Source organism: Pseudomonas caspiana, from assembly GCF_002158995.1.
GTDB lineage: Bacteria > Pseudomonadota > Gammaproteobacteria > Pseudomonadales > Pseudomonadaceae > Aquipseudomonas > Aquipseudomonas caspiana.
In genome coordinates this window covers 142,884-167,318 of sequence record NZ_LOHF01000009.1, presented here as the reverse complement: position 1 = coordinate 167,318, position 24,435 = coordinate 142,884, and the positions used below count along the sequence as shown (strand labels likewise).

At 58.3% G+C, this 24,435-nt stretch carries 22 protein-coding genes and 1 pseudogene; 12 read left to right on the top strand and 11 right to left on the bottom strand.

Annotated features, from left to right (window positions below):
* Positions 1-35: 35 nt before the first annotated feature.
* From AUC60_RS13150 to AUC60_RS13135, 4 genes are all read right to left on the bottom strand, one after another.
* Positions 36-1,370 carry an RNA helicase RhlE1 gene (locus AUC60_RS13150; RefSeq protein ID WP_087267745.1) on the bottom strand — a complete coding sequence of 445 codons (1,335 nt, stop codon included), beginning with the start codon at positions 1,368-1,370 and terminating at the stop codon, positions 36-38.
* Positions 1,371-1,499: 129 nt separating this feature from the next.
* Positions 1,500-2,111: a 3'-5' exonuclease gene (locus AUC60_RS13145; protein WP_167384345.1), complete on the bottom strand. Its 612-nt coding sequence runs from the start codon at positions 2,109-2,111 to the stop codon at positions 1,500-1,502.
* Positions 2,112-2,134: 23 nt separating this feature from the next.
* Positions 2,135-2,611, bottom strand: coding sequence for an NYN domain-containing protein (locus AUC60_RS13140; protein WP_027902939.1), 477 nt, complete (start codon positions 2,609-2,611; stop codon positions 2,135-2,137).
* A 295-nt stretch (positions 2,612-2,906) separates the two neighbouring features.
* Entirely contained in the window at positions 2,907-3,662 is a 756-nt protein-coding gene (locus tag AUC60_RS13135) for a DUF2076 domain-containing protein (protein ID WP_087267739.1), read from the bottom strand.
* A 178-nt stretch (positions 3,663-3,840) separates the two neighbouring features.
* Between AUC60_RS13135 and AUC60_RS13130 the strand changes: the two genes are divergently transcribed.
* The gene (locus AUC60_RS13130) at positions 3,841-4,518 is read left to right on the top strand and encodes a YciC family protein (RefSeq protein WP_087267737.1); all 678 of its coding nucleotides are present in this window, start codon (positions 3,841-3,843) and stop codon (positions 4,516-4,518) included.
* A gap of 112 nt (positions 4,519-4,630) precedes the next feature.
* Positions 4,631-5,719, top strand: a complete 1,089-nt coding sequence (locus tag AUC60_RS13125) for an endonuclease/exonuclease/phosphatase family protein (protein ID WP_087267734.1) — start codon at positions 4,631-4,633, stop codon at positions 5,717-5,719.
* Positions 5,720-5,885: 166 nt separating this feature from the next.
* Here AUC60_RS13125 and hrpB read toward each other — a convergent pair whose 3' ends face one another.
* The gene (gene hrpB / locus AUC60_RS13120) at positions 5,886-8,417 is read right to left on the bottom strand and encodes an ATP-dependent helicase HrpB (RefSeq protein WP_087267731.1); all 2,532 of its coding nucleotides are present in this window, start codon (positions 8,415-8,417) and stop codon (positions 5,886-5,888) included.
* A 69-nt stretch (positions 8,418-8,486) separates the two neighbouring features.
* Positions 8,487-9,044 (bottom strand): RBBP9/YdeN family alpha/beta hydrolase, encoded by a 558-nt coding sequence (locus AUC60_RS13115; RefSeq protein ID WP_087267729.1) that lies wholly within the window; start codon positions 9,042-9,044, stop codon positions 8,487-8,489.
* A 293-nt stretch (positions 9,045-9,337) separates the two neighbouring features.
* Here AUC60_RS13115 and AUC60_RS13110 point away from each other — a divergent pair, with 293 nt between their 5' ends.
* Both AUC60_RS13110 and AUC60_RS13105 read left to right on the top strand, forming a co-directional pair.
* A complete protein-coding gene (locus AUC60_RS13110; protein WP_087267726.1) occupies positions 9,338-9,757 on the top strand; it encodes a polyribonucleotide nucleotidyltransferase in 420 nt (139 codons plus the stop codon).
* A 21-nt stretch (positions 9,758-9,778) separates the two neighbouring features.
* Complete coding sequence (locus AUC60_RS13105) at positions 9,779-10,672, top strand: cation diffusion facilitator family transporter (protein ID WP_087267723.1); 894 nt, start codon at positions 9,779-9,781, stop codon at positions 10,670-10,672.
* A gap of 13 nt (positions 10,673-10,685) precedes the next feature.
* Here AUC60_RS13105 and AUC60_RS28025 read toward each other — a convergent pair whose 3' ends face one another.
* Positions 10,686-11,846: a DUF6515 family protein gene (locus tag AUC60_RS28025; RefSeq protein WP_193441860.1), complete on the bottom strand. Its 1,161-nt coding sequence runs from the start codon at positions 11,844-11,846 to the stop codon at positions 10,686-10,688.
* Between the two features lie 437 nt (positions 11,847-12,283).
* On the opposite strand from AUC60_RS28025, the gene AUC60_RS13090 reads away from it, so the two are divergent.
* Positions 12,284-12,763 carry an Lrp/AsnC family transcriptional regulator gene (locus AUC60_RS13090; RefSeq protein WP_027901835.1) on the top strand — a complete coding sequence of 160 codons (480 nt, stop codon included), beginning with the start codon at positions 12,284-12,286 and terminating at the stop codon, positions 12,761-12,763.
* Positions 12,764-12,780: 17 nt separating this feature from the next.
* Positions 12,781-12,981 carry a DUF2788 domain-containing protein gene (locus AUC60_RS13085; protein ID WP_087267717.1) on the top strand — a complete coding sequence of 67 codons (201 nt, stop codon included), beginning with the start codon at positions 12,781-12,783 and terminating at the stop codon, positions 12,979-12,981.
* Between the two features lie 264 nt (positions 12,982-13,245).
* Here the strand turns inward: AUC60_RS13085 and AUC60_RS13080 are convergent, their stop codons facing one another.
* The 4 genes from AUC60_RS13080 to AUC60_RS13065 form a co-directional block, all read right to left on the bottom strand.
* Complete coding sequence (locus tag AUC60_RS13080; RefSeq protein ID WP_087267714.1) at positions 13,246-13,878, bottom strand: pseudouridine synthase; 633 nt, start codon at positions 13,876-13,878, stop codon at positions 13,246-13,248.
* A 65-nt stretch (positions 13,879-13,943) separates the two neighbouring features.
* The gene (gene amn / locus AUC60_RS13075; protein ID WP_167384338.1) at positions 13,944-15,440 is read right to left on the bottom strand and encodes an AMP nucleosidase; all 1,497 of its coding nucleotides are present in this window, start codon (positions 15,438-15,440) and stop codon (positions 13,944-13,946) included.
* Positions 15,441-15,728: 288 nt separating this feature from the next.
* Entirely contained in the window at positions 15,729-17,378 is a 1,650-nt protein-coding gene (locus AUC60_RS13070; RefSeq protein WP_087267708.1) for an acyl-CoA dehydrogenase family protein, read from the bottom strand.
* 147 nt (positions 17,379-17,525) lie between these two features.
* Complete coding sequence (locus AUC60_RS13065) at positions 17,526-19,490, bottom strand: sensor histidine kinase (RefSeq protein WP_087267705.1); 1,965 nt, start codon at positions 19,488-19,490, stop codon at positions 17,526-17,528.
* 396 nt (positions 19,491-19,886) lie between these two features.
* On the opposite strand from AUC60_RS13065, the gene AUC60_RS13060 reads away from it, so the two are divergent.
* From AUC60_RS13060 to AUC60_RS13035, 6 genes and pseudogenes are all read left to right on the top strand, one after another.
* Positions 19,887-20,684, top strand: a complete 798-nt coding sequence (locus AUC60_RS13060; RefSeq protein ID WP_087267861.1) for a hydroxymethylpyrimidine/phosphomethylpyrimidine kinase — start codon at positions 19,887-19,889, stop codon at positions 20,682-20,684.
* Between the two features lie 23 nt (positions 20,685-20,707).
* Positions 20,708-21,334 carry a thiamine phosphate synthase gene (gene thiE / locus AUC60_RS13055; protein ID WP_087267702.1) on the top strand — a complete coding sequence of 209 codons (627 nt, stop codon included), beginning with the start codon at positions 20,708-20,710 and terminating at the stop codon, positions 21,332-21,334.
* 40 nt (positions 21,335-21,374) lie between these two features.
* Positions 21,375-22,658: a glutamate-1-semialdehyde 2,1-aminomutase gene (hemL, locus tag AUC60_RS13050; protein ID WP_087267699.1), complete on the top strand. Its 1,284-nt coding sequence runs from the start codon at positions 21,375-21,377 to the stop codon at positions 22,656-22,658.
* Positions 22,659-22,901: 243 nt separating this feature from the next.
* Positions 22,902-23,450 (top strand): tetratricopeptide repeat protein, encoded by a 549-nt coding sequence (locus tag AUC60_RS13045; protein WP_087267696.1) that lies wholly within the window; start codon positions 22,902-22,904, stop codon positions 23,448-23,450.
* Between the two features lie 222 nt (positions 23,451-23,672).
* Complete coding sequence (locus AUC60_RS13040) at positions 23,673-23,873, top strand: hypothetical protein (protein ID WP_087267693.1); 201 nt, start codon at positions 23,673-23,675, stop codon at positions 23,871-23,873.
* Between the two features lies 1 nt (position 23,874).
* A pseudogene (locus tag AUC60_RS13035) lies at positions 23,875-24,435 on the top strand (hypothetical protein); the annotation flags it as partial.

Below are 24,435 nucleotides of genomic sequence, written 5' to 3'. Positions count from 1 at the left end.
AGGTAAGGCGTCGCTCATACCCTCTTTTATTTACATCAAGGTTTTTTCTTGCGCGGCCCTGTGTTGAACACCGGGACTTTACGCACGGGCTTGGCCGATGGCGCTTCTGGCGCAGCGTCGCCACTGTCGATCCATTTGCCCAGGTTACGTTTGCCGCCACCGGAGGTTTTGGGTTTCTTCGGTTTTTTCGGTTTCTTCAGAATCTGGCCGCTGGCATCGGTGGTCGGCACACGATGTTCCGGTTCGAAATCCGGCTCTTCCTCACGACGCAATGTCTGACGAGTCAAGGTTTCGATCGCCGACAATAATTCCACTTCGTCAGCACACACCAGCGAAATGGCCTCACCCGTCAGACCTGCTCGGCCGGTGCGGCCAATGCGGTGAATGTAGTCTTCAGCGACGATCGGCAGATCGAAGTTGACCACGGTTGGCAAATCATCGATATCCAGACCGCGCGCAGCAACATCGGTGGCCACCAGAATCTGCACTTCACTGGCCTTGAAGCGATCCAGTGCCCTTTGACGAGTAGCCTGTGGCTTATCGCCGTGGATACCGTCAGAACTGATACCCAGACCTTGCAGGCGATCCACCAATTGATCAACGCCAACTCGAGTTTTGGCGAACACCAGAACCTGAGACCAGCGCAGTTTTTTCAGCAGGTGAATGAACAACTCAGGCTTGCGCTTCTTGTCGACCGTTACCACCCATTGCTTGACCGAGGACGCCGCCACGTTGCGCGGGCTGACTTCGATGGTCAGCGGGTCATCGAGCATCTGCGCGGCCAACTGGCGAATGGCGTCGGAGAAGGTCGCAGAGAACAGCAGCGTCTGACGTTTTTTAGGTAGGGCCTTGTAGATATCGCGCAGCTCTTCGGAGAAGCCCAGATCGAGCATACGATCCGCTTCGTCGAGGATCAGGGTTTGCAATTGGGAGAACTTCACCGCGTTCTGGCGGTAAAGATCGAGCAAGCGACCCGGTGTAGCCACCAGCACATCGACGCCTTTACGCAGTTTCATCATCTGCGGATTGATGCTCACGCCGCCGTAGACGGCATAGGTGCTCAGCGGCAGGTGTTCGGCGTACTGACGAATGTTCTCGTGAACCTGCTCGGCCAGCTCACGCGTCGGCACCAGCACCAGCGCACGCACCGAGTTGGGCATGACTTTCGGGCCTTCCATGATCAGGCGTTGCAGCAGCGGCAAGGCGAAACCGGCAGTTTTGCCAGTACCGGTCTGGGCTGCGGCCATCAGGTCACGCCCGGCCAGGACCGGTGGAATCGCCTGCGCCTGAACAGGCGTGGGAGTCTGGTAGCCGAGCGTCTCAAGAGCGCGCAGCAGGGGTTCAATCAGGCCGAGTGTGGCGAATGTCATTGGAATACCGTAGATAAATCACGCGAGATGGCGCGCAGTTTACCCTGTCCGGACTATTCCGGCCTGCACCGCCTGCGGCTTTCGCCATTAGTCCGGCTCAATCCGCTGTAGAGGCTGGAGAGAACGCCTTTAAAAGCCACGCTGACGCTTGATGGCGTCGCTGATTTTCGCCGCGGGCACTTTCTGCAGCGTGCAGAGCAATTGGTGGGAAATCGTCGAAAGGCCGTGGGTGTGACGCAGTTCATGGGTCAGATAGGCGGTGAGGTTGGCAGCCATCTCGGCATCAGCCATGGCCCGGTGAGCCTTGCCGGTATTGGGCAGGCGCGCATAGCTGGTCAGGGTGCCAAGCTTGTGATTGGGCGCAGCCGGCATCAGGCGTCGCGCCAACAGCAGTGAACAAGCAAAGCTTTGTTGGCGGTTGCGCTCGATGCGCGACAGCTCGTAATCCCAGAACTTCTGGTCGAACGAGGCGTTATGCGCCACCAGCGGTATCGTGCCGACGAAATCAGCCACGTCACTCATGACCCGCTCGGCCGAGGGCGCAGTGCGAATCATGCTGTTGCTGATGCCGGTCAGAGACTCAATGAATCCTGGAATCCGCACACCCGCGTTCATCAGGCTTTGAAAGCGATCGACGATGCGCCCCTGCTCCATGATCACCACGGCAATCTCCGTGGCACGGCAGCCTTGGCCTGGAGAAATACCGGTGGTTTCAAAGTCGATGACCGCTACTTGTTCCAACACGTGCCTGAACCCTTAAAAAATCAACGTAAAAGCAACGCGCCCTCGATGGGCACGTAACGGCTGGCGGCGCGGATCAGCGAGTTGGCGGTCAGCCCCGGCACGCCATAGGCAACCGCTTCGACACCATGTTTGCTGATGATGCGCTCCAGCAACAAATCAAAATCGCCATCGCCGGACGCCAAGACCACTTCGTCGACTTGTGGCGCGACGTCCATGATATCGATGGTGATGCCCACATCCCAGTCACCCTTGGCCGAGCCATCGCTGCGCTGGATGTACGGCTTGAGTTTGACGGTGAAACCGAGGTTGCGGAGGATTTGCTGGAATTGCTGCTGCTTGCTGTCGCCACGGTCGATGGCATAGGCGTAAGCCTCGACGATTTCCCCACGCTTGCTGATATCCGCCCACAACGCCGCGTAGTTGAAATGGCAACCATGGGCCTGACGGACCGTGTAATAGAGGTTCTGTACATCGGCGAACACAGCGATTTTCTTCACCGGTAATCCTCATGACGCAGCAGCGCAGCCAAACGACAACGCCGATTCAGAAGTTGAATCGGCGCTTAGTATGCCAGTTTCGTGGATGGCCCGGGCATTGGCGGCCACTCGCTCCAACAAAGAAATGCGGTCTCCTGTGGGAGCAGTGCTTGCCCGCGATAAGGCCGGATGCGGTTCGCGCTAGATTGCATGGACCTTATCGCGGGCAAGCACCGCTCCCACAGGTACCGTATTTCAGCGCGGCAGGTGGGTGTCTGAGTAAAACGCCTCCTGGAAATACATCTGGATAGCTGAATCAAACAAACGAATCATCATCCCCACCATCAAAACCGCCATCATCCCAGCCGCCTTGATCGCTGCCGTATGAATCGTTGCTGGTCACACTCTCCTGGTTATCGTTCCAGCCACCACCTGAATCCTGAGGGCTATGATCTGCAACCTGGGCAGGCTCTTCCTTGATGACCTCAACAATTTCTTCAGGCTGGTTGTGACCGCCGAACATGCTGCTCAGGCCCTGCGCCAGCATTACACCGCCGGCGACACCCGCTGCGGTTTGCAACGCACCACCCAGAAAGCCGGTGCCTCTCGGAGCCTGTTGCTGCGGCGCAGCATAATTACCTTGCGGCGCGTTGTAAGGCGCAGGGCTGGACGGGCCGCCGTCGCGCCAGCCGCCACCGGAGGACGCTGGCGGCTGGGAAAAGGACTGCTGCGGCTGAGGCTGTGGGCGATTACCACCGCCACCGAAGATGCTCGACAAGAAACCACCACCGCCCTGCGCCGGAGCCGAAGAGCCTTGGGCCTTCGCCTGCTGGAGTTCAGCCTGCAAACGCTGGATTTGCTCGTCGCGCTCTTTGACCTGCTGGTTGAGCTGATTGACTGCCGCTTCCTGCACCAGAATCGCCTGCGCCATGTAATAAGGCGCGGCGGGTTGCTGGTTGAGATGCTCCTTGATCCTGGCTTCAGCCTCGACGTCACGGGGGGCCGAACCGGTTTCGGCACTTTTCAGTTTGCTGAAAAGACCATCGATCAGGGTTTGCTCTTCGCTGTTCATGGCGACCTCGTTAGATTGCCGTTAAAAATCTTCGCCTGGCCGGATAGCCACGCGTAAGCAAGGTAATGGGGCTAATCCAGGGCGTTTCAATAGACAGTCGCAAATGTTAAGAAGGCTCTGGCCGGTGCATGGTTAGCCAGCTAAAGTGACCGCCTGCTTTTTTTGCGACCCGATACTAATGAACCCGCTGACTATTCTTACCGACTCCCTGTATTTTTTTCGGCGCAACCTGACGAGCATTCTGGCGCTGTGCCTGCCGCTGGTCATCGTTGAGGCACTGGCCAAGCAGGCGCTGAGCAACTCACTGACGGCCAACTCATCATCGGCTTACGAATTACTGATCGGCCTGTTGTTCTACCCGCTCTACACCTGTGCACTGATCCTGTTTATGGATGCACGCAGCCGTGGTGGCGATCAGCCGAGACCGCGTGACTTGCTGGCCATGGCGCTGCGCATGTGGCCGACGTTCGCAGTGCTCTCGGCGCTGAGCACACTGCTGATCATGTTTGGTCTGTCACTGTTTATCGTTCCCGGCATCTGGGTGATGGTAAAACTGGTGTTCGCGGAATACCTGTTGGTGCTGCGCGGCCTGACGCCGCTGATGGCGATGCGCGCAAGCTTCGAAATGAGCAACGGCCATTTCGTGCGCATCCTGACCTGCGTGTTGTGTATCTATATTCCGCTGTCGCTGCTTGAAGGTATCGCCTACTTCCTGCTGCCTGAGCCACAGAACGCAGCGGCCACTTTGCTGATCAACGTCGTCAGCAGCTTCCTGCAGTTGTTCACCAGTGTGGTGATGTTTCGCCTGTTCATGCTGCTCAACGAACCACCTGAACAACCCGAAGAGCTGGAGTAACCGAGAGGAAGGCTGCCAATCATCTTCCAGTCGGCTATGCTCGGGATTGCACTTTTTGAAAGCCCTGCAACGCGAACTTCTGACTGAACGCAGCGCGTTCTAAGCCGAGCTAATGAGCCGCCTGATCCGTTTCATGCTGATTCTTGTATTGCTGGCCGGCGTGCTGCTAGGGCTGGTCTACACCCTGACCTGGCGCCCTGCTCCTCGTGAAGAACTGCCTGTCGCCTGTAGTCCTGCGGATAAAGCACCGCGCTTGATACCGGGGCAAGCGCTCAAGGTCATGACCTGGAACATCCAGTATCTGGCGGGCAAGCGTTACGTGTTCTGGTATGACATGACCGATGGCAGCGGCCCGGACGAGCGGCCTACGCCAGAAGATGTCGCCTTCAATCTCGATGAAGTCGCCCGGGTGATTCGCGACGAACAGCCGGACATCGTCCTGTTGCAGGAAGTGAACGACGGCGCGAAGAACACCGACTACGACGATCAGCTGGCGTTGCTGCAAGAGCGCGTCACCGATCTGTATCCATGCAGCTCGGAGGCGTTTTACTGGAAAGCCGATTTCGTCCCCAATCCGCACATCGCAGGCAGCGTCGGCATGAAACTCGCGACCCTCAGCCGATTCGAGATCGACCGGGCCGAACGCATTCAGCTGCCGATTCGCGACGCTAACCTGATCAGTCGCCAATTCCAGCGCAAACCAGCACTACTGGTCAGTTACCTGCCGCTGCGCGATGGCGGTCATTTGGCGGTGATCAACACCTATCTTGAGCCCTTTATCGAAGGCGACGACGCCATGCAGCGTCAGGTCCAGGCGACCGGCAAGCTGCTCGACAAATTCGAAGCCACCGGCACGCCCTGGTTGATCGGCGGGGATTTCAATCTGCTGCCGCTGGGTCAGTATCAGCGCCTGCCTGTTGAGCAACGCTCGTTGTATCAGCCCGACAGCCAGTTGCACGTGCTGTGGGACAAATACCCGATGATCCCTAACAACGTCGAAGTCGGCGGTATTGATCGTTCGAAATGGCTTACGCACTTCCCCAATGACCCGCGCCTCAATGGCCCTGATCGCACTGTGGATTACCTGTTCTACAGCCCGCGACTCAAGCGAGTGGGGGCCAGCGTGCGGCAGGAAGACACGTTGCTGATCTCGAATCACCTGCCGGTTATTGGACGGTTTTTGTTGCCGGTGTTGCCTTGAAAACTCTCTAAGCAGAACTCGGTACCTGTGGGAGCGGTGCTTGCACGCGATGCATGAGACGCAGCTTGAAGACACACCGCGTTATCGTTTATCGCGGGCAAGCACCGCTCCCACAGAAAGCAGCATTCCAATCAATTCCGGGGGCGTTCAGAACACTCACGGGCAGCTACTTCCTCGGCTTGATCCGCGCTGTCGGCTCGGCAATCAGCGGGTCATCCGGCCAATAGTGTTTGGGGTATCTGCCCTTCAAGTCCTTTTTCACCTCGGCATACGTGCTGCGCCAGAAGTTGGCCAGGTCTTGCGTGACCTGCACCGGGCGACGGGCGGGAGACAGCAGGTGTAGTTTGACGATCTGCCGCCCGTTGGCGATGCGCGGTGTATCGGCCAGACCAAACAGCTCTTGCAGGCGCACCGCGAGAATCGGCGGGTGTTCGCTGTAATCCAGCCGTACCGATGAGCCGGACGGCACGCTCAAGTGATGCGGCGCCAGCTCATCCAGACGTTGAGGCAACGGCCAAGGCAGCAGGTTATGCAGGATCGACGACAAGTCCAGATTGCTGAAATGGCTGAGCCGCGACACCTTGCCCAGATACGGCAGTAGCCAGATTTCCAGCCGTTCCAGCAAACCGGCGTTACTGACATCCGGCCATTCGCTGCTGCCTTTTTGTTCAAGATCCAGCGAACGCAACAAACCGACGCGCGCCTGCCATTGGCGCAGCTCGGGCGTCCACGGCAACAGTTCAAGACCTTTACGCCGCACCAACGCCAGCAGCGCCTGACCTTTGGCAGACTCATCCAGCCCGGTCAGCGGCTCGCGACTGAGGATCAATTCCCCCACCTTGCGCTGGCGTTCAGCACGGAACACACCTTCGCGCTCGTCCCAGTCCAGTTGATCAAGCTGAACCACTTGTTCAGCCAACACAGAATCAAACAATTCCGGATCGAACTCGGCCGCCAGATAGATACGCTCTTCGCGCTGGCCCTGTCGACTACCGAGGTCGGCGATTACCAACCACGGCTGCTTCATCAACGCATCGACTTCGGCAAATAAGGCTGCCCGACCGTTAGCCAATCGGTATTCAGCACCGCCCGCCTTACGCTGCTGCGCAACACGGTCGGGATAGGCCAGCGCCAGCAACGCGCCCAGCCAGCGCGGATGGTCTGGATCGCTCACCGGCGCAGTCGCAGCGCCGCGCAGATAGCCGCGATATTGGCGAGCCAGTTGTTTAGCCCGCTGCACGCCGCCTTGGGCACCACGCGCAGCGCGCTCACTGCCATCGAGCAGCGTCAGGCGACTGTGCAGATCGGCACCGGCGCCGCGCAAAATGTCGCGCTCGCCCAGCAAGGCCGCAACGTCACAGGCCAGACTGCCGAGGCCCAACGCTTGGCCGCGCAATAGCAAATGGCCGATACGCGGGTGGGCCGGAAGCTCGGCCATGGCCTGACCGTGAGAAGTAAGTTTGTGCTCTTGCCCCGGTTCACGGGTCAGCGCGCCCAGACGGACCAATAAATCCTGAGCCTGCCCATAAGCCGCAGCGGGTGGGACGTCGAGCCAGACCAGTTGCGTCGGCGTCACGCCCCAGCGCGCCAGTTGCAAGGCCAAACCGGCGAGATCTGCCTGAAGAATTTCCGCTGCGCCATACGCAGCAAGTTGCTCGTGTTGAGCTTCGGACCACAGTCGATAACACACACCCGGCTCCAACCGCCCGGCTCGACCGGCGCGCTGAGTCGCGCTGGCACGGGAGATCCGCTGCGTGTCGAGGCGGGTCATGCCGCTGCCCGGATCGAAACGCGGGACCCTTGCTAACCCGGCGTCGATCACTACTCTCACGCCATCGATGGTGAGGCTGGTTTCGGCAATATTCGTTGCCAGCACTACTTTGCGAATGCCCTTGGGGGCAGGTTCAATGGCGGCGCGCTGGGCGTTCAGATCCAGTTCGCCATGCAAAGGGCACAACATAATGTCGGGGCGCGAGCCCAAGGCATCCGCCAGTTGCTGATTGACCCGTCGAATTTCCGCCTGTCCTGGGAGGAAGACCAACAGGCTGCCATTTTGATCGTTGATCGCATCCAGAACCGTTTGCACTACCCGCGGCTCGATGAATTCGCCGGGCTGAAACGGTCGGCCCCACTGCATCTGCACCGGGAACATCCGACCGTCGCTGCGCACCACTGGTGCATCGTCGAGCAAACTGGAAAGCCGCTCGCCCTCCAGAGTGGCCGACATCAGCAGGATCTTAAGCGGTTGCTCGTCACGGAACAGATCGCGGCCGTTAAGGCTCAGGGCCAAGGCCAGATCGGCATCCAGGCTGCGCTCATGAAATTCGTCGAAGATCAGCAAACCAACGCCCTCCAGCGCCGGATCATCCTGCAAGCGTCGGGTCAGAATACCTTCGGTGACCACTTCGATGCGTGTGTTGGGGCCTACCCTGCTTTCCAGACGGATGCGGTAGCCAACGGTTTCACCCACCTTTTCGCCCAGCTCGCTGGCCAGTCGCTCGGCCGCTGCCCGCGCTGCCAGTCGGCGCGGTTCGAGCATGAGAATGGTTTGCCCGGCGAGCCAGGTTTCCTCAAGCAGCGCCAACGGCACGCGAGTGGTCTTGCCTGCGCCGGGCGGAGCCTCAAGCACCGCTTCATGGCGCTCGGACAGCGCCTGGCGCAGGTCGGGTATAACGGCATCGATGGGCAGGGAAATCATGGCGGCTCCAGAACAGGCGGCCGATTATACGTGCCGACGGCATTAAATCCGCTATGACCCATTCAAGCGTTATTTGAGTTGAAAACGAGCGTCGCCCGTCAGTCGATACAACAACTCCAGGCCTTCCGGCCAAGGCCCGTATCCGCTTTGGCCGTTGATATGACCCGCGTTTTCCAGCCAGACCAATTCGCTGCCCCACGCTTCACTGAAGAAACGTGCACGCTCCTGGGTGACATAAGGATCGTCAGTACTGGCTACCGTGATCGTCTTGAATGGAAGGCGTTGCGTCGACATCGGCGTAAAGCCGCTCGTGCCCGATGGATAGCTGTCTGCCTCGGTATCGCTGGGTGCCACCAGCAAGGCGCCGCGCACCTTGTGCGCCTCAGGATATTGCTGGGCCCAACGAGTGATCAGAGTGCAGGCCAGGCTGTGGCCGACCAGCACGACTTCACCGTCAGTTGCCGTGATTTCCTGATTGAGACGTTCAACCCAATCCGCTGCAACCGGGGTTTCCCAATCCTGTTGCTCAACCCTGTGCAGGTCAGGGAACTGCCGCTCCCACTGCGACTGCCAGTGAGCCTCACCTGAATTGAACAGGCCCGGCAAAATCAAAATCCTGATTGTCATTGTTCGTCTCCTTTTGAATACGTGAGCAATATGCAGTGCATGGATGGGCGAGTAAATCATGGATGAACGGGCACGGTGTGGAGGCAAACACTACACCTGTAGGAGCTCACCGAGGTTACGAGGCCAGCGCTGGCGGTGGGTCAGACAAACCGCTATCGCTGGCCTCGTAACCTCGGTGAGCTCCTACAGGATTCGGCCTGATCAGTTGCGCCGAGAACTGCAGACCCACGCAATAGTCATAGCTCTGCGTTATTTGCCTTGTATAGTTGCCACTTCAACTCCTGGAGATGTTCATGCGCATTCCTTCTCGTTTAATCGGCGGCGTCGTGGTCGCTACTCTGCTGACCCAACTCACCGCATGCGGCAGCATTTTCTATCCCGATCGTCGCGGCCAGATCGATGGCAAGATTGACCCGGCGATTGCCGTGCTCGACGCTGTCGGCCTGCTGTTCTATGTAATCCCAGGCCTGATCGCCTTCGGTGTCGACTTCGCCACGGGCGCGATTTACTTCCCGCACGGTCAGAGCGCGCAGATCGACCCGCAAAAACTGCAGCCGGCAGTGAACGCCGATGGCAGCGTCGACAACAGCAAGCTGCAAGCCATTCTGGAAACCGAACTGGGCCGCTCGCTGCCACTGAACGATCCACGTCTGATCCAGCATCGTGGCAGCGTGCAACAACTGGCATCGCTGGGCCTCGCGCCGTCGGCCTGACTGTAATTTGAAGGAAGCACCATGAGCACCAGCCTCGAACACGCCCGCCTGTTGCGTCTGGCAACCCGGGCTTCGCTGGCGGTCGCCAGTACCCTGATCATCGCCAAAGCAGTGGCGTGGTGGCTCAGCGGGTCGGTCAGTCTGCTTGCCGGGTTGACCGACTCTTTGCTTGATGGCGCAGCTTCATTTCTGAACCTGCTGGCGGTGCATTACGCGCTGCGCCCTGCCGATGACGATCACCGTTATGGGCATGGCAAGGCGGAAGCGCTGTCCGGCATGGCGCAGGCGCTGTTCATTGCGGTCAGCGCCTGCCTGATCGGCTTTCAGGCTGTCGAACGGATTCAGAATCCGGAACCGATTGGCGCGCCAGGTCTGGGCATTGCCGTGATGCTGCTGTCACTGGCACTGACTTTCGCCCTGTTGACCTTTCAGCACAAGGTGATCAAGGAGACCGGTTCTGCCGCGATCCGCGCCGATTCGCTGCATTACCGCTCAGACCTGCTGCTGAACATGGGCATTCTGCTGGCGCTGGTATTGGCGTGGTTTGGATGGCAGCAACTGGACGCCTGGTTCGGCCTGGGTATTTCCCTTTACATCCTGTGGAGCGCTTTTCAGATCGCCAGAGAAACCGTTTCGGTGCTGATGGATGCAGAACTGCCAGTAGATGTCAGCGCACGGATGCTGGAGCTGGCGTGCAGTGTGCCCGGCGTACTCGGTGCTCACGACCTGCGCACCAGGATCTCCGGCAACCATTGGTTCGTGCAACTGCATCTGGAATTGCCGGGCAGCCTGACGCTGTCTGTCGCCCATAGCTTGTGTGACCAGGCAGCGGCGGCGATCAACAGCGAATACCCGAAGGCCGAGGTGCTGGTGCACGCCGACCCGCAGGAAGTCGTGCGCCCAGCCGTAGTCTGAATCAGTTGATGCCTCAATTGATGGTGTAGCCGCGTCCCATCAGGCAAGCCACCATCGAACGACGGTAGACCTGAATCATCGCCGGCGCGTTGTTGGTATTCGGTTCAGCCGGGTCGAAGCTGCTCTGTTCTACTGACCAGCGATAGCAATCGTATTTGTCCTGCGCAACCTGCTCGGCGCTCTGCCCATTGTTTGGATAGGCGATAGGGTCATACGGACTGGACGCTGGCATGGGCGGCGTATAAACCGGCTCGACGTTTTGCGGCGGATAAGCGACCACATAGTCCTGTGTATCGTTCTGGTAGCTGTAGTACGTCCCGGCAGCCAGAAAGAACAGGGAACTGCCGATCCATACTTCCTGAGAATAAGCCGGCAAGCTGCGCACACGTACGCCATAGGGTGGCGTCACGATCACGTAACGCGGGCCTTGAGGGCGGTACCAGTAACCGTCCGAGTAGTAGTAATCCAGGCCGCGATACGGGACTCGGGAATAACTGCCCGGCACGCGATCGGTTACATGCCCCGGACGATATTGCGGGCCTGGCCCCCAGCCATTGCCGTGACCATCAGGGCGGCCGGTCCAGTGATCATTCGGGCGGTTATCACCCCGACTGCCGCGATAACCGTTGTCCTGATAATACCCCTGGCGCGGCGGCTGGGTCTGGCGCGCTTCGCCCGGACCACTCTGAATCGGCAGGTTGTTCTGACGCTGCTCCAGTTGCTGACGCTCCAACTGCCGCTGTTGATTCTGCTGCTGTTGGAATTGCTGCTGTTGCTGGCGCTCAGACTGACGCTGCTGAATTTGTTGCTGCTGGATTTGCTGCTGTTGCTGACGGTCGACGTCGCGGATTTGTTGCTGCTGTTGCCGCTCGACCTGACGTTGCTGGTTCTGCTGTTGTTGAATCTGCTGTTGCTGTTGGCGCTCAACATTACGCATTTGCTGATCCTGCTGGCGCTCCACTCCCCGCTGTTGATCGCGCTGTTGTTGAATTTGTTGCTGGTTCTGGCGCTGCTGGTTTTGCAATTGCTGTGAGGCACTGGGTTGCTCGCGCTGCTGCCCGCCCGAGCTGCCGCGAATCTGATCACGTGGCGCGTCATCCCCGGCCAATGCCTGAGTACTGATGCTTACCCATAACAGGCTCAAGCCTGCCAAATGCCAGATACGCGATTTCATGCTTTCCTCACAGGGGCGCCGGATGTATGTGGTTAAGACTGCATTATTGAAGCGCCGTTCGCCGCATGCTATCAGCGCGCTACTAATGCGAACACGATCCCGTACAAAGAAATTGCGCACAAAGAAAAAGGGGGACCTCGCGGTCCCCCTTCGGGAATTTCGTCCTGGCTCAACGCTTGTGGCGTCGGCTCACCTCATGCCGTCTTCTGGACAGTATGTAGCCCGGGGGCCATGCCAACCCTATTGGGCTGGAGGCCGCAGCTGGCCTGATTGGGCGAGCCGCGCTGGACGCTATGTCCGGGCAGTGATTCTGTTTAAAAGCATAGGCCTGAGGCACCAGCACAGGATTGCTAAAGTTGCCGGATAAAACATTACTTGCGCAATTTTTAACTTCGGATGAATAATTCGGCGCAATCGAACCTAGAAAGGGGAACCTCGTGAGCAAACTCGACAGATATGACCTGAGCATTTTGGCGGAATTGCAGCGTGACGCGCGCATCTCCAATCAGGAACTGGCTGAGCGTATCGGTCTGTCTCCGTCGCCTTGCTCACGACGCGTAAAACAACTGGAAGACGACGGCTACATTGTCAGACAGGTGGCGCTGCTGGACCGGAAAAAACTCGGTCTGAACCTGACCGCCTATGTCCTGATAGGTATGGATCGACACACGCCTGACCGCTTTGAAAACTTCGAAGCGCAAATTCGTAACCTGCCTCAAGTGCTCGAATGCAGCCTGGTGACGGGTATGGATGCGGATTATCAGTTGAAAGTCGTGGTGGCTGACATGGATCATTATCAGAAACTGCTGTTAGGGCACCTTACCCGTATCGATGGTGTGACCAGCGTGAAGTCGAGCTTTGTGCTCAATCAGGTTCTGGCCAGCACCGAACTACCCCTGGTGCACCTGCGCAACTGACTCGTTGGAGATTAGTCATGGAGCCTGAAGTTTTCGAACAATGGATGATGACGATCCTCATCAGCCTTTTGGTCGGCTTTATGGGCTTCATCGTCTGGGACTTGGCAAAGAAGTCCAAGGCAGGACGATTCGGCACCCTCATTCTGTTCTTCGTGCTGGGCCTGGGGATCATGGCGTTTGTGATCAAGACCGTTGTGATTGCTTATCTGGAGAGCTGATGCAGTTTCATCATATGGGAGATTCTATTTTTGCCTGCAAGTACTGATCCCGCCCCGTAGGACTGGCTTTAGCCGGGATGGCAGTATTTCAGGCGAAGGATATTTAGCGAATGCTCCGACGTCCTCCCGGCTGAAGCCGGTCCTACGGAATCGCGCGGTCTATGTGGGAGCAGAGCTTGCTCGCGATAGAGCTGGACGCTATTCACTTTAAACCGCGTTGCCTATATCGCGAGCAAGCTCTGCTCCCACAAGTTCTAACCCGCGCTATAACCTCGCAGGCACTTCCCGCCATTGCCCCTGATCCAGCCCTTCAATCGTCCAGTCGCCAATCCTCACCCGCACCAGCCTTAATGTCGGCAGACCTACCGCAGCGGTCATGCGCCTGACCTGGCGATTACGGCCTTCTTTGATGATCAACTCTAGCCAACTGGTCGGCACGCTTTTACGAAAGCGTACCGGTGGGTCGCGTGGCCAGAGTTGTGGCTCGTCCAGTTGCCGTGCCTGAGCGGGCAGCGTCGGACCGTCGTTGAGTTGCACGCCGTCACGCAATTGCTGCAACTGCTCGGCGCTTGGTTCACCTTCGACTTGCACCCAATAGGTTTTAGGCAGCTTGTGTTTGGGGTCTGCAATACGCGCCTGAAGCTGGCCATCGTTGGTCAGCAGCAACAGCCCTTCGCTGTCCCGATCCAGTCGTCCGGCCGGATAGATGCCGGGGATCTCGATAAAATCCTTGAGCGTCGCCCGCCCTTCTCCGTCACTGAACTGAGTCAGAACGTCGAACGGCTTGTTGAACAGGATCAGTTTTGGCTCGGCGGGCGGGGCTTTGGCGACACGACGGCCAGCACCGGGGCTGGTTGGCGCGGGACGACGAGCAGGGGGACGCTGGATACGGGACATGAGGATTTCGGTATTCGGAAACAGAAAGGGCCACTTTAGTGGCCCCTTGTGCAAATACCAAACACTTAACGGAACGGCGGCTCATCGAAGCTGCGCAGTTTGCGCGAATGCAGCGAGTTGAGCTGGGTGCGCATCAGGTCCAGCGCGGCTATGCCAATCTTCAAATGCTGGCTGACCGCACGCTCGTAGAACGCGTTGGCTGAACCAGGCAGTTTGATTTCGCTATGCAGCGGCTTGTCCGAAACACAGAGCAACGTGCCGTACGGCACGCGCAAGCGATAACCCTGAGCCGCAATCGTGCCACTTTCCATGTCCACAGCCACCGCTCGGGACAGGTTGATCAGCGGACGTTCCTGGGCCCAGCGCAATTCCCAGTTACGGTCGTCGTAGGTCAGAACAGTACCGGTGCGCAGGCGTTTTTTCAGGTCATCGCCACGCTCGCCAGTAATTTGCGCTGCTGACTCCTGAAGGGCCAACTGCACTTCGGCCAACGCCGGGATCGGAATATGCGGCGGCAGCACGCGATCAAGAATCCCGTCGCGACGCATGTAAGCGTGAGCCAGCACGTAATCACCAATAGTCTGGGATTGTCGCAGGCCGCCGCAGTGGCCGATCATCAGCCAGCAATGCGGACGCAGCACCGCCAGGTGATCGGTGATGTTCTTGGCATTGGACGGGCCCACGCCGATGTTGACCAGCGTGACGCCATGACCGTCTTCAGCTATCAAGTGATAAGCCGGCATTTGATAACGATGCCAAACCACACTGGCGACAATGGCCTGCGCCTCGCCGTGATCCATGCTCTTTTCGACGATGACGTTACCGGGCAGGACCATGCGAACAAAACGTGGGTCTTCGCGCAGTTTTTCCAGACCGTGAACGATGAATTGGTCAACGTAGCGGTGGTAGTTGGTCAGCAGGATCCACGGCTGCACATGACGCCAGTCGCTACCGGTGTAATGCACCAGACGGCGCAGGGAAAAGTCCACGCGGGCGGCATCGAACAAGGCCAGCGGCAACGGATCGGTGTTGGCCCAGTCGTACAGACCATCAGCGATGCCATCAGTGGCGGCAGACAAATCAGTGCTGGGGAAAACCCGCGCCAGCGCTGCGGCCGTTACGCCAGAACCGGCCAACTCGTCGCCCTGTTCAACCACATAGGGATACGGGATGTTTTGCTCACTGACACCGACCTCCACAGTAATCGTGAAGTCATTCATCAATGGCCCGAGTTGTTCGAGCAGGTATTTACGGAAGGCGGCCGGGTGAGTCACGGTCACGCTGTAGTTGCCAGGCAACTGGACCTTGGCGTAAGCGCGAGTGGTCAGCGGTACTTCGCCCTGACAGTGATAAGTCAGGCGCAATTCTGGATAGCGGAACAGGGAACGCTGATCGGCATCAGGCTCGACCCGGTCTTTGAGATAGCGCTTGAGCGCCTGGCTCAACGCGCTGGTAGCGCGCTCGTGCAGTTCAGCAAGGCGATCCACGGCTTGTTCGGGCGTTTCAACGACAATAAAGGTTTCAGTCACGATTGGTATCCTTCTGATCTTGCAGTGGCCCATCTTGCCTGCATCGTGAAGGGAAGGCACTAGTGGCGTAGTGCGGAAGACTCAGGTGCAGAATTGTCGTGGGACCGGCTTTAGCCGGGAAGGCGACCTATCGATCGATAAAAATATAGTGACTGTACAGGCCTCTTCCCATTTGAAGCCGGCCCCACGTCATCAGTAATTCCTGTTGGAGCGAGGCTTGCCCGCGATATAGGCGCTGCGGTGCATCAGATAGAGCAACTCATCCTTATCGCGGGCAAGCCTCGCTCCCACAGGTCCGGTGCACACCACGGGTTATGTGCCTCACCCAATCATCGGGGTAGATCTTGCGACCAGCGCCTGCACATCAACGCCTCTTGGCAAGGTGCCATACACCGCACTTCGCGACGCCAGTCGACTGGCAATAAAAGCATCACTGACCGCCGCATTGCCCGCCTCAAGCAGCAGCTTGGCCTGCAGAGCCAGGGCGATGTCTTCGGTTAGCTGCCGGGCGCGGTACTGAATATCACCGGTGTCCCGGAAGGCCGCTTTCAAACCGTCGATATGCATGGCCAGATCCTGATCCCCATGCCCATCACCCAATTCGGCGAAGAGGGTATCGAGCACGCCCGACTCCTTGGACAGCGCCCTCAGCACGTCCAGGCATTGCACGTTACCGGAGCCTTCCCACGTAGAGTTGACCGGTGCTTCACGATAAAGCCGTGGCAGGATGCTGTCCTCGACATACCCCGCGCCGCCCATGCACTCCGCCGCCTCATTGATCATGGCCGGGGCCCGTTTGCAGATCCAGTATTTGCCCACTGCCGTCACCAACCGGGCAAAACGCGCCTCGTGCGGATCGTCCAGATGATCCAGGGCGCGCCCCATGCGCATGCTCAAGGCCAGCGCCGCTTCACTCTCCAGCGCCAGATCGGCGAGAACGTTCTGCATCAGCGGCTGTTCGGCTAACACTCGACCACCAACACTGCGGTGAGCGCAATGATGCGCGGCCTGACTCAAGGCCTGACGCATCAGGGCGCTGGAGCCCACCATGCAGTCGAAGCGGGTCATTGCAACCATCTCGATAATGGTCGGCACGCCTCGACCTTCTTCACCCATCATCCAGGCGAATGCCCCGCGCAACTCCACTTCGCTTGAGGCGTTGGACCAGTTGCCCAGCTTGTTCTTCAGGCGCTGTATATAGAACTCGTTTCGGGTGTCATCCGGGCGATGGCGTGGCAGCAGGAAACACGTCAGGCCTTTGTCTGTCTGCGCCAGCGTCAGAAACGCATCGCACATCGGCGCCGAACAAAACCATTTATGCCCGACCAGCTCATAAGCCTGCCCCGGACCTGACGCGCCAATGGGATATGCCCGCGTGGTATTGGCGCGAACATCGGTGCCGCCCTGCTTCTCGGTCATGGCCATGCCGATGGTCACACCGGCCTTGTGCGCCATTCCTACATTTCGTGGGTCGTATTCTCGGGCGAGGACTTTCGGCAGCCACTGGGCCGCGAGATCAGGCTGCACGCGCAACGCAGGCACACTGGCAAAGGTCATGGTCAGCGGGCACCCGCTACCGGCTTCGGCCTGACTGTGCAGATAGCTCATGGCGGCCCGAGCAACATGGGCGCCGGGTTGTGGATCAGTCCAGGGTAACGACGGGATACCGTGCTCCACCGCCGTGCGCATCAGTTGATGGTAGGCCGGATGAAATTCCACCAGGTCAATGCGATGCCCATATCGATCATGACTGGCAAACACCGGTTTGTTCTGATTGGCGAGAAACCCCGCCTCCATCAATGGCCCGCCCGCCAGGGCACCATACGCGTCAATGCGACCCTGAGCCCAACCGGCACCAAAACGCTCAGACCATTGCTGCAGCGGCAGATCGATACGGTAGAGATTCGCGCCGTCCAGAGAGGGCGGCTGATTGGTGACTTCGTGGGTTTCGGCGAACTGATGCAGGTTCATGGCGATTACCTCTCTGTCGGGCGCGCTTCAACACAGCCAGACATGAAGTGAATCACGCACATCGCGCTTTAAAAAGTGCCATACATGACGAATTGACGGCGCTTTTGCCTTGGTTGGTCAACCACTGCAGCGTAGTTTTATAGGCCCTTATGCGAGCGAGGGAGTCTGCGCCGCACATCCAAGCGTCACTTTGAGCGCAAAACAACTGCCCTCGCCCGGCGCAGAACTATGGCTAAGTCGTCCACCGTGCAACTCGATCAGTTGCCGACAGATCGCCAGCCCAATACCCAGCCCGCCGTACTGGCGAGTTAATGAACCGTCCACCTGAAAGAAGTGTTGATAGAGCGTCGACTCATCCAGTCTCTTAAAGCCAATGCCGCTATCGATCACCTCAATCAACAGCTGCACCTGGCCTTCGCCTTGAGCCTGCTCCTGAACGCGAATTCGGACCGAGCCGGACTGGGTGAACTTGATAGCGTTTTCCAGCAGGCACTCCAGGCACTGGCGTAACTTGTAGGCATCCCCGATCAGATCGGTTCGCAGCGGCTCGTTCCACTCAACCAGAAATCTGAGCCCTTTGCTTTGCGCAGCGCCGTTGAACTGACTCTTGAGCCCATAAATGAGGCAGCGTAAATCGAACGGCTCAGGAACCACATGCAAACGCCCTGCTTGCAGCTCAGTCAGGGTCAAAATCCCGTTCACCATGCCCATCATGTCCTGCGCAGAACTGGCAGCGGTCTGATGGTACGAAGCAAGCTCGGGATTCAGTTCCACGGTTTGCATCAACTCCAACGAGCCGATCACACCATTCATTGGGGTCCGTAGCTCATGAGTGAGCGAGGCAAGGAACTCATCCTTGAGCCGATTGCTTGCTGCCAGTTGCTGATTGGCACGCTCCAGGTTTTCTCGAGCCTCGCGCATGATCTGCGCATGCTCTTCGCGGCTTTGGTTGATCCGCACAGCCAAAGCCATGGAAACCAGGGCAGCTTCCATGGCCGAACCAATCTGATTGGCGTACATGGTGAGGAAAGTATGCGGCAGATAGCCCGCCAGCATGCCGACGTGAATCACACTGCCCAGCAAGAATGCCGTCCAGGCGAGGACAAAGTAACGAGCTTCGCGCACCCCATGACACATCGCAGCGATGCCAGCGATAAAGATCATCGAGGTAAAAATCAGCATCAACCCGCCGTACAGACGGAACGCCAGGTTCAGATTAGGTGACAAGCTCAACAGCATCACCACGCCTGCTGCTGACATTACCAGCACCAGTGAATGATCAAGCCAAAGCCCGATTTTCCTGGTTTGCAGGAAAGAACGGGCGAACTGACAAGCAAACAGGACCGACATCATCAGCAGGAACAACGGCGCGACATTGGCCAGCCAGGGTCTTTCCGGCCATAGAAATTCGACACCAATGCCGTTAAGCGCCAGTTGATAAAGCCCAAGGGGAGCGATGTAGAGCACGTAGTAGAGGTAACTGACGTCACGCACACCCAGATAGATGCACAGGTTGTAGATCAGCATCACCAGAAGTACGCCATACAGCACACCCAGCACATACATGCGAGGCGGTTGCTCTTCCAGATACGCACTGCTGTCCCAAAGGCTTAGCGGGACCTGAATCGAACCGGCACTTTTTACACGCAAGTAAATGGTTTTGCTTTGCCCGGGCTCCAGGCTGACCTCAAACAGGTAATTGGCCTGTTTGATCTGCCGACTGGAGAACGGCAGCATATCCCCGGTCTGCCAGGCGAGGTGCTGGGTACCGATCGCATCGGGCAGGAAAAAGTCCACGTAATCCATGGGCGGATAGGCGAGCTCAACCATCCAGTCACGATGGGCAGTTACGTCTCTGGGCAGGTAGCGCAAATCAACCCTGAGCCAGAAGGCAGAGTTGGAAAAGCCGGCGTTGAGGGTGTCGCTGTCGAGGGTTCGAAAACTCGCTGACATCGCCGCAGAGCTGACATCACTGATGGTCGCTTCGCCGCTGACATCTTCAAACACCTGAACTGCTCGGCCTAACGCCAGACTGCGAGTGCTTTCATCGAATTCGACGGCACTGGCTAGCTGCGACAACAAGGCGACCAGCATGATCAACAAATAGCGCATAAAGCCCCGGATAGATCCGTCAGTTGACGTCGCTGGCCCCCTTCCATTGGAGCGACGCTTTCTGCGATTCCTGATTTTTTTAGAGTAGCTTCAGACAGCCTGAAGCAACTATCTCAATGTGGACCTGATTACGCAGGCCTGCTCACTTCACACAGCGGTACCGGGTTCGTGCCATCACTATTTCATGCCAACGCGTTAAAGCATAGCTGCCTAAAGGTCTTATGCACTATTTTCTGGAAACCTGCAGAAGGCTCTATTCCGGCACTTACAGCCAGATGGTGCGTTTACGAAGTAAATTCATGCGCTGAATATCGGCTCTGAGTCTCTATTGGCTGTATGAAAATTCCGAGTCCGCTGAGCGGTGCCAAAAAAAGTTTAGTGGTAAGCTCGCGCACCATGAATATCTATAGCTCCCGCCCTGTTGTCCTCTGCCTCTCCGGCCACGATCCAAGTGGTGGTGCCGGTCTGCAAGCAGATATCGAAGCGCTGCTCGCTCAGGGTTGCCACGCGGCCCCGGCAATCACTGCCTTGACCGTTCAAGACACCGTGAATGTTACTGACTTCAGGGTGCTGGATCGCGAATGGGTGCTGGCGCAAGCCAATGCTGTACTCAACGACTCGACTGTCGCCGCAGTGAAGCTGGGCATGCTTGGCTCGCTGGAAATGGTTGATACCGTTGTGGGGCTGCTTGAAGCGAATCCTCACCTGCCGATGGTCTGCGACCCGGTTTTACGCGCGGGCGGCGGTGGACGGCTGGGCAAAGACGAAGTCGGCTATGCCATGCGTGAGCGCTTGCTGCCGCTGGCAACCATTGCTACGCCTAATTTGCCGGAAGCCCGAATTCTCGCAGAGCTGCCGGAAGGGACGGCTGACGAATGCGCCGAAAAGCTGCTGCCTTTTTGCGAGCATCTGTTGATCACCGGCGGCCATGGCGACGAAGTGGAAGTCCACAACCGCTTGTATATCCGTGGCGGCGAAACACTCACCTTTATCTGCCAGCGTCTGCCCGGCAGTTATCACGGATCCGGCTGCACGCTGGCCAGTGCCCTGGCGGGGCGATTGGCCCAGGGTGAAAACCTGATCAGCGCCGTGCAGACCGCGCTCGACTACACTTGGCGCACGCTGCGCGATGCTGAACAGCTAGGTAAAGGACAATTTGTTCCCCGTCGCCTACCCCTGGATTTCTGTTCGTAACGCCACGTGATGAGGCTCTATCTATGAAACTACGTGGCTTGTATGCCGTTACCGACAGTCGCCTGCTGGCTGGCAAGTTCCTGTCTTACGTCGAAGCCGCCCTTGATGGCGGCGTCACGTTGCTGCAGTACCGCGACAAATCTGGCGATGAATCCAAACGACTGCGCGAAGCCACGGCGCTGCTCAAACTTTGCCAACAGTACAAGACCCATCTGATCATCAACGACGATGCCGATCTGGCTGCCCGCCTGGATGTAGGTGTGCACATGGGCCAGACCGACGGCTCGCTGACCGATGCCCGTGCACTGCTAGGCCATAAGGCTATTGTCGGCGCGACCTGTCACGGTAGCCTTGAGATGGCCGAAAAAGCCAAAGCCGACGGCGCGACTTACATTGCGTTCGGACGCTTCTTCAACTCAACTACCAAGCCCGACGCGCCCGCCATCGAGCTGGACGTTCTGGCGCAAGCTCGGGCTCGCTTCCACATGCCGATTGCTGTCATTGGCGGCATCACCCTGGAAAATGCTCCGCAACTGGTTGAGCACGGTGCCGATCTGCTGGCCGTGGTAAACGGCCTGTTCGGTGCCGAAAATACCCAGGAAGTCACTCGCCGCGCCCGCGCCTTCAACGCCTTGCTCGCCAAAAACTGACCGCGCCCGGCCCTATTTCGATTACGTAAGAGACTCGCTCATGTCCCGTTCTGAAACCTTGTTCGCCAATGCTCAAAAACACATTCCCGGTGGCGTGAACTCGCCCGTACGCGCCTTCAAAAGTGTCGGCGGCACGCCGTTGTTCTTCAAGCACGCGGTCGGTGCGTACGTGACTGACGAAGACGACAAGCGCTATGTCGACTACGTTGGCTCGTGGGGTCCGATGATCCTCGGCCATAGCCACCCTGAAGTGCTGGATGCCGTGCGCAGTCAGCTGGAACACGGCTTGTCCTATGGCGCGCCAACCGCCATGGAAACCGAGATGGCTGACCTGGTGTGCTCAATCGTGCCGTCGATGGAAATGGTCCGCATGGTCAGCTCGGGCACCGAGGCGACCATGAGCGCCATCCGTCTGGCCCGTGGTTTTACCGGCCGCGACAGCATCATCAAGTTCGAAGGCTGCTACCACGGTCACTCCGATAGCCTGCTGGTCAAGGCGGGCTCCGGCGCGCTGACCCTCGGCGTGCCAAGCTCGCCGGGCGTACCCGCATCATTCGCCAAGCACACGCTGACCGTGCCGTTCAACGATCTGGACGCCGTTAAAGAACTGCTGGCCGAAGTGGGTCAGGAAGTGGCATGCATCATCGTTGAACCGGTTGCGGGCAACATGAACTGCGTACCGCCTGCGCCGGGTTACCTGCAGGGCCTGCGCGATCTGTGCGATGAGCATGGCGTGGTGCTGATTTTTGACGAAGTCATGACCGGTTTCCGCGTAGCCCTCGGTGGCGCGCAGGCCTATTACGGCGTAACGCCAGACCTGAGCACCTTCGGCAAAATCATTGGTGGCGGCATGCCCGTCGGCTGCTTCGGCGGCAAGCGCGAAATTATGTCGCACATCGCCCCGCTTGGCCCGGTCTATCAGGCAGGCACGCTGTCCGGCAATCCATTGGCCATGGCTGCTGGCCTGACTACTTTGCGCCTGATCAGCCGTCCGGGCTTCCACGATGAACTGAGCGACTTCACCCGTCGCCTGCTCGAAGGCCTGCAACAACGTGCCGATGCAGCCGGCATTCCATTCGTGACCACCCAGGCGGGCGGCATGTTCGGTCTGTACTTCAGCGAAGCCAAAGAAATCGTGACCTTCAATGACGTAATGACCAGCGACGCTGATCGCTTCAAGCGCTTCTTCCACTTGATGCTCGAAGGCGGCGTGTACCTGGCGCCAAGTGCATTCGAAGCGGGCTTCACCTCCATAGCCCATGGCGAAGAAGAGTTGAAGTTGACGCTGGATGCGGCCGAAAAAGCGTTTGCGGCGTTGAAATAAGGCGTAAATAACTCCCTGCAGGGGCTGCCGAAGGCTGCGATCATGGTGTACCCATCACATCCAATCGCAGCCTCCGGCAGCACCTACAGGGGATACACCCCGTAAACACGGGCTTTTCAAGCCCGCGCAGCAGAAAAACAGTAAAGACTTTGTAAGGTTGGCCTCGCTTATTTCATAATGCGCAGCCAGCACGTTTAGCTGGACGGGCACGCCCGCACCTTTTTCAGAGGTAAGTCGACTCCCATGAACCGCACCGGCCGCACCCTTGCATTGGGCTGCCTGTTGCTTATTCATCCCCTGCTGGCGAATGCAGGCGGCAACTCGTTGTTAATCCCAGCGGTGGGTCGTTGCACCCTCAATACCCAGCCAGACAACCTGCCTGCTGCGCTTTCGGCGTGTGAGCAAGCGGCGCAGTCCGGGGATGCACAAGCACAATACGAGTTGGGCGAGTTTTACCACGACGGTAAACACGCGCAACGCGACCTGCCCAAAGCACTCGGTTATTTCGAGCAGGCTTCGTTGCAGGGGCACGCGCAGGCGCAATACCAGCTCGGCCTGATGTTCTCCAAGGGTGAAGGTGTTCAGGCCAATAACATTCAGGCGTATATCGTGCTGAAGATGGCCTCGGTCAACGGTTCCGAAGACGCACTGGACGCCGCCGACGAAGTTTCCGAGCACATGCAGCGCGACGAGCTAGAAGTCGCCACTCAGGTGCTGGGACAGATTTTCCGCAAGTATTTGCTGGAACTGCAGACAGCTGAAGGGCGTACGCCGTTTGCTCCGCTGCCTTAGAAATCACCGCAGCTCTGAGCAAAACCGGTAGCACGACCTGTTGCGCCGGAAAAACTTTCGACATTTCTTGTAAGGCATTTCCCAAACCCTCTTCCATGCATTGAGCGCCCGCCGCTCATCAGCCACTCTCCCGCCCTCGCTCAGGGTCGGACTCACGTCGTACGCGCTCCGCCATCTGGACCCTGGCTTCCTCGATTCGCCAGCCCAAGGCAAGGAGCCTGCATGACCCACCCTCATATAACGCCGCGTGGCCACAAAGGCCCCATCACTTTAAAGGGGCAACACGAAGCCAACGTGTATGAGGTTTGCTTCCCGGTGTTTGGCGAAAGCGGCGACTTCCCGGCGGTCGACCTTGATCCACTGGGAGAACAATGCGAGTACTTCGCTATCCATCCCGACCTCATGCCAGAGGTGAAAAAATAAGATGGCAGAAGACATTGCTGGGCCGCCGCCCATCAATCACGCTCCCCGCGCTGGCATGCTGGAGGCATTCCCGACTGGTCAGGTAACTTATCTGGCCCCATTGCCATTACCCACCAAGCTACCGGCGCAGGATTACGGCGGCGCCGTGGGAGAAGTAAACGACGGATATCTGGATTTTGGAGTCGGCTTGCCCGCTGTTTTCGCTTGGCAGATGGGCCTTGGAACACCTTTCTGGGCAATCTGGTTTTTTGGCTTATTCTTCCCCGTACTTGACTGGTTACTTTCCATTGTGGAAGGAAGAGGATTGGAGAAGGCCACCGAGTTTTCGCTGCAACTGATTCGAGGGGGCTTGGAAATGGGGGGATGGGCCGCCGCCTTTTCCCTCACCATCTACCTCGCAATTACCTTCAACAACCTATGCAAATACAAAGAAGTCATCCCCACCCGCTTTAACCGTCAACGCCGCGAAGTTTGCTTCGTCCCCCGCGGTCATACCGAGCCTATCTTCGTCCCGTGGGAATCGCTTTCCGCCTGGGTCGTGCAGGCCCGAAGCGTGACGCAG

Excerpts from the sequence above, each read along its gene's own strand:
- AUC60_RS13150 (WP_087267745.1), bottom strand. The coding sequence starts at position 1,370 with ATGACATTCGCCACACTCGGCCTGATTGAACCCCTGCTGCGCGCTCTT.
- AUC60_RS13135 (WP_087267739.1), bottom strand. The coding sequence starts at position 3,662 with ATGAACAGCGAAGAGCAAACCCTGATCGATGGTCTTTTCAGCAAACTG.
- AUC60_RS13130 (WP_087267737.1), top strand. The coding sequence starts at position 3,841 with ATGAACCCGCTGACTATTCTTACCGACTCCCTGTATTTTTTTCGGCGC.
- AUC60_RS13125 (WP_087267734.1), top strand. The coding sequence starts at position 4,631 with ATGAGCCGCCTGATCCGTTTCATGCTGATTCTTGTATTGCTGGCCGGC.
- hrpB (WP_087267731.1), bottom strand. The coding sequence starts at position 8,417 with ATGATTTCCCTGCCCATCGATGCCGTTATACCCGACCTGCGCCAGGCG.
- AUC60_RS13115 (WP_087267729.1), bottom strand. The coding sequence starts at position 9,044 with ATGACAATCAGGATTTTGATTTTGCCGGGCCTGTTCAATTCAGGTGAG.
- AUC60_RS13110 (WP_087267726.1), top strand. The coding sequence starts at position 9,338 with ATGCGCATTCCTTCTCGTTTAATCGGCGGCGTCGTGGTCGCTACTCTG.
- AUC60_RS13105 (WP_087267723.1), top strand. The coding sequence starts at position 9,779 with ATGAGCACCAGCCTCGAACACGCCCGCCTGTTGCGTCTGGCAACCCGG.
- AUC60_RS28025 (WP_193441860.1), bottom strand. The coding sequence starts at position 11,846 with ATGAAATCGCGTATCTGGCATTTGGCAGGCTTGAGCCTGTTATGGGTA.
- AUC60_RS13085 (WP_087267717.1), top strand. The coding sequence starts at position 12,781 with ATGGAGCCTGAAGTTTTCGAACAATGGATGATGACGATCCTCATCAGC.
- AUC60_RS13080 (WP_087267714.1), bottom strand. The coding sequence starts at position 13,878 with ATGTCCCGTATCCAGCGTCCCCCTGCTCGTCGTCCCGCGCCAACCAGC.
- amn (WP_167384338.1), bottom strand. The coding sequence starts at position 15,440 with ATGGGCCACTGCAAGATCAGAAGGATACCAATCGTGACTGAAACCTTT.
- AUC60_RS13070 (WP_087267708.1), bottom strand. The coding sequence starts at position 17,378 with ATGAACCTGCATCAGTTCGCCGAAACCCACGAAGTCACCAATCAGCCG.
- AUC60_RS13065 (WP_087267705.1), bottom strand. The coding sequence starts at position 19,490 with ATGCGCTATTTGTTGATCATGCTGGTCGCCTTGTTGTCGCAGCTAGCC.
- AUC60_RS13060 (WP_087267861.1), top strand. The coding sequence starts at position 19,887 with ATGAATATCTATAGCTCCCGCCCTGTTGTCCTCTGCCTCTCCGGCCAC.
- thiE (WP_087267702.1), top strand. The coding sequence starts at position 20,708 with ATGAAACTACGTGGCTTGTATGCCGTTACCGACAGTCGCCTGCTGGCT.
- hemL (WP_087267699.1), top strand. The coding sequence starts at position 21,375 with ATGTCCCGTTCTGAAACCTTGTTCGCCAATGCTCAAAAACACATTCCC.
- AUC60_RS13045 (WP_087267696.1), top strand. The coding sequence starts at position 22,902 with ATGAACCGCACCGGCCGCACCCTTGCATTGGGCTGCCTGTTGCTTATT.
- AUC60_RS13040 (WP_087267693.1), top strand. The coding sequence starts at position 23,673 with ATGACCCACCCTCATATAACGCCGCGTGGCCACAAAGGCCCCATCACT.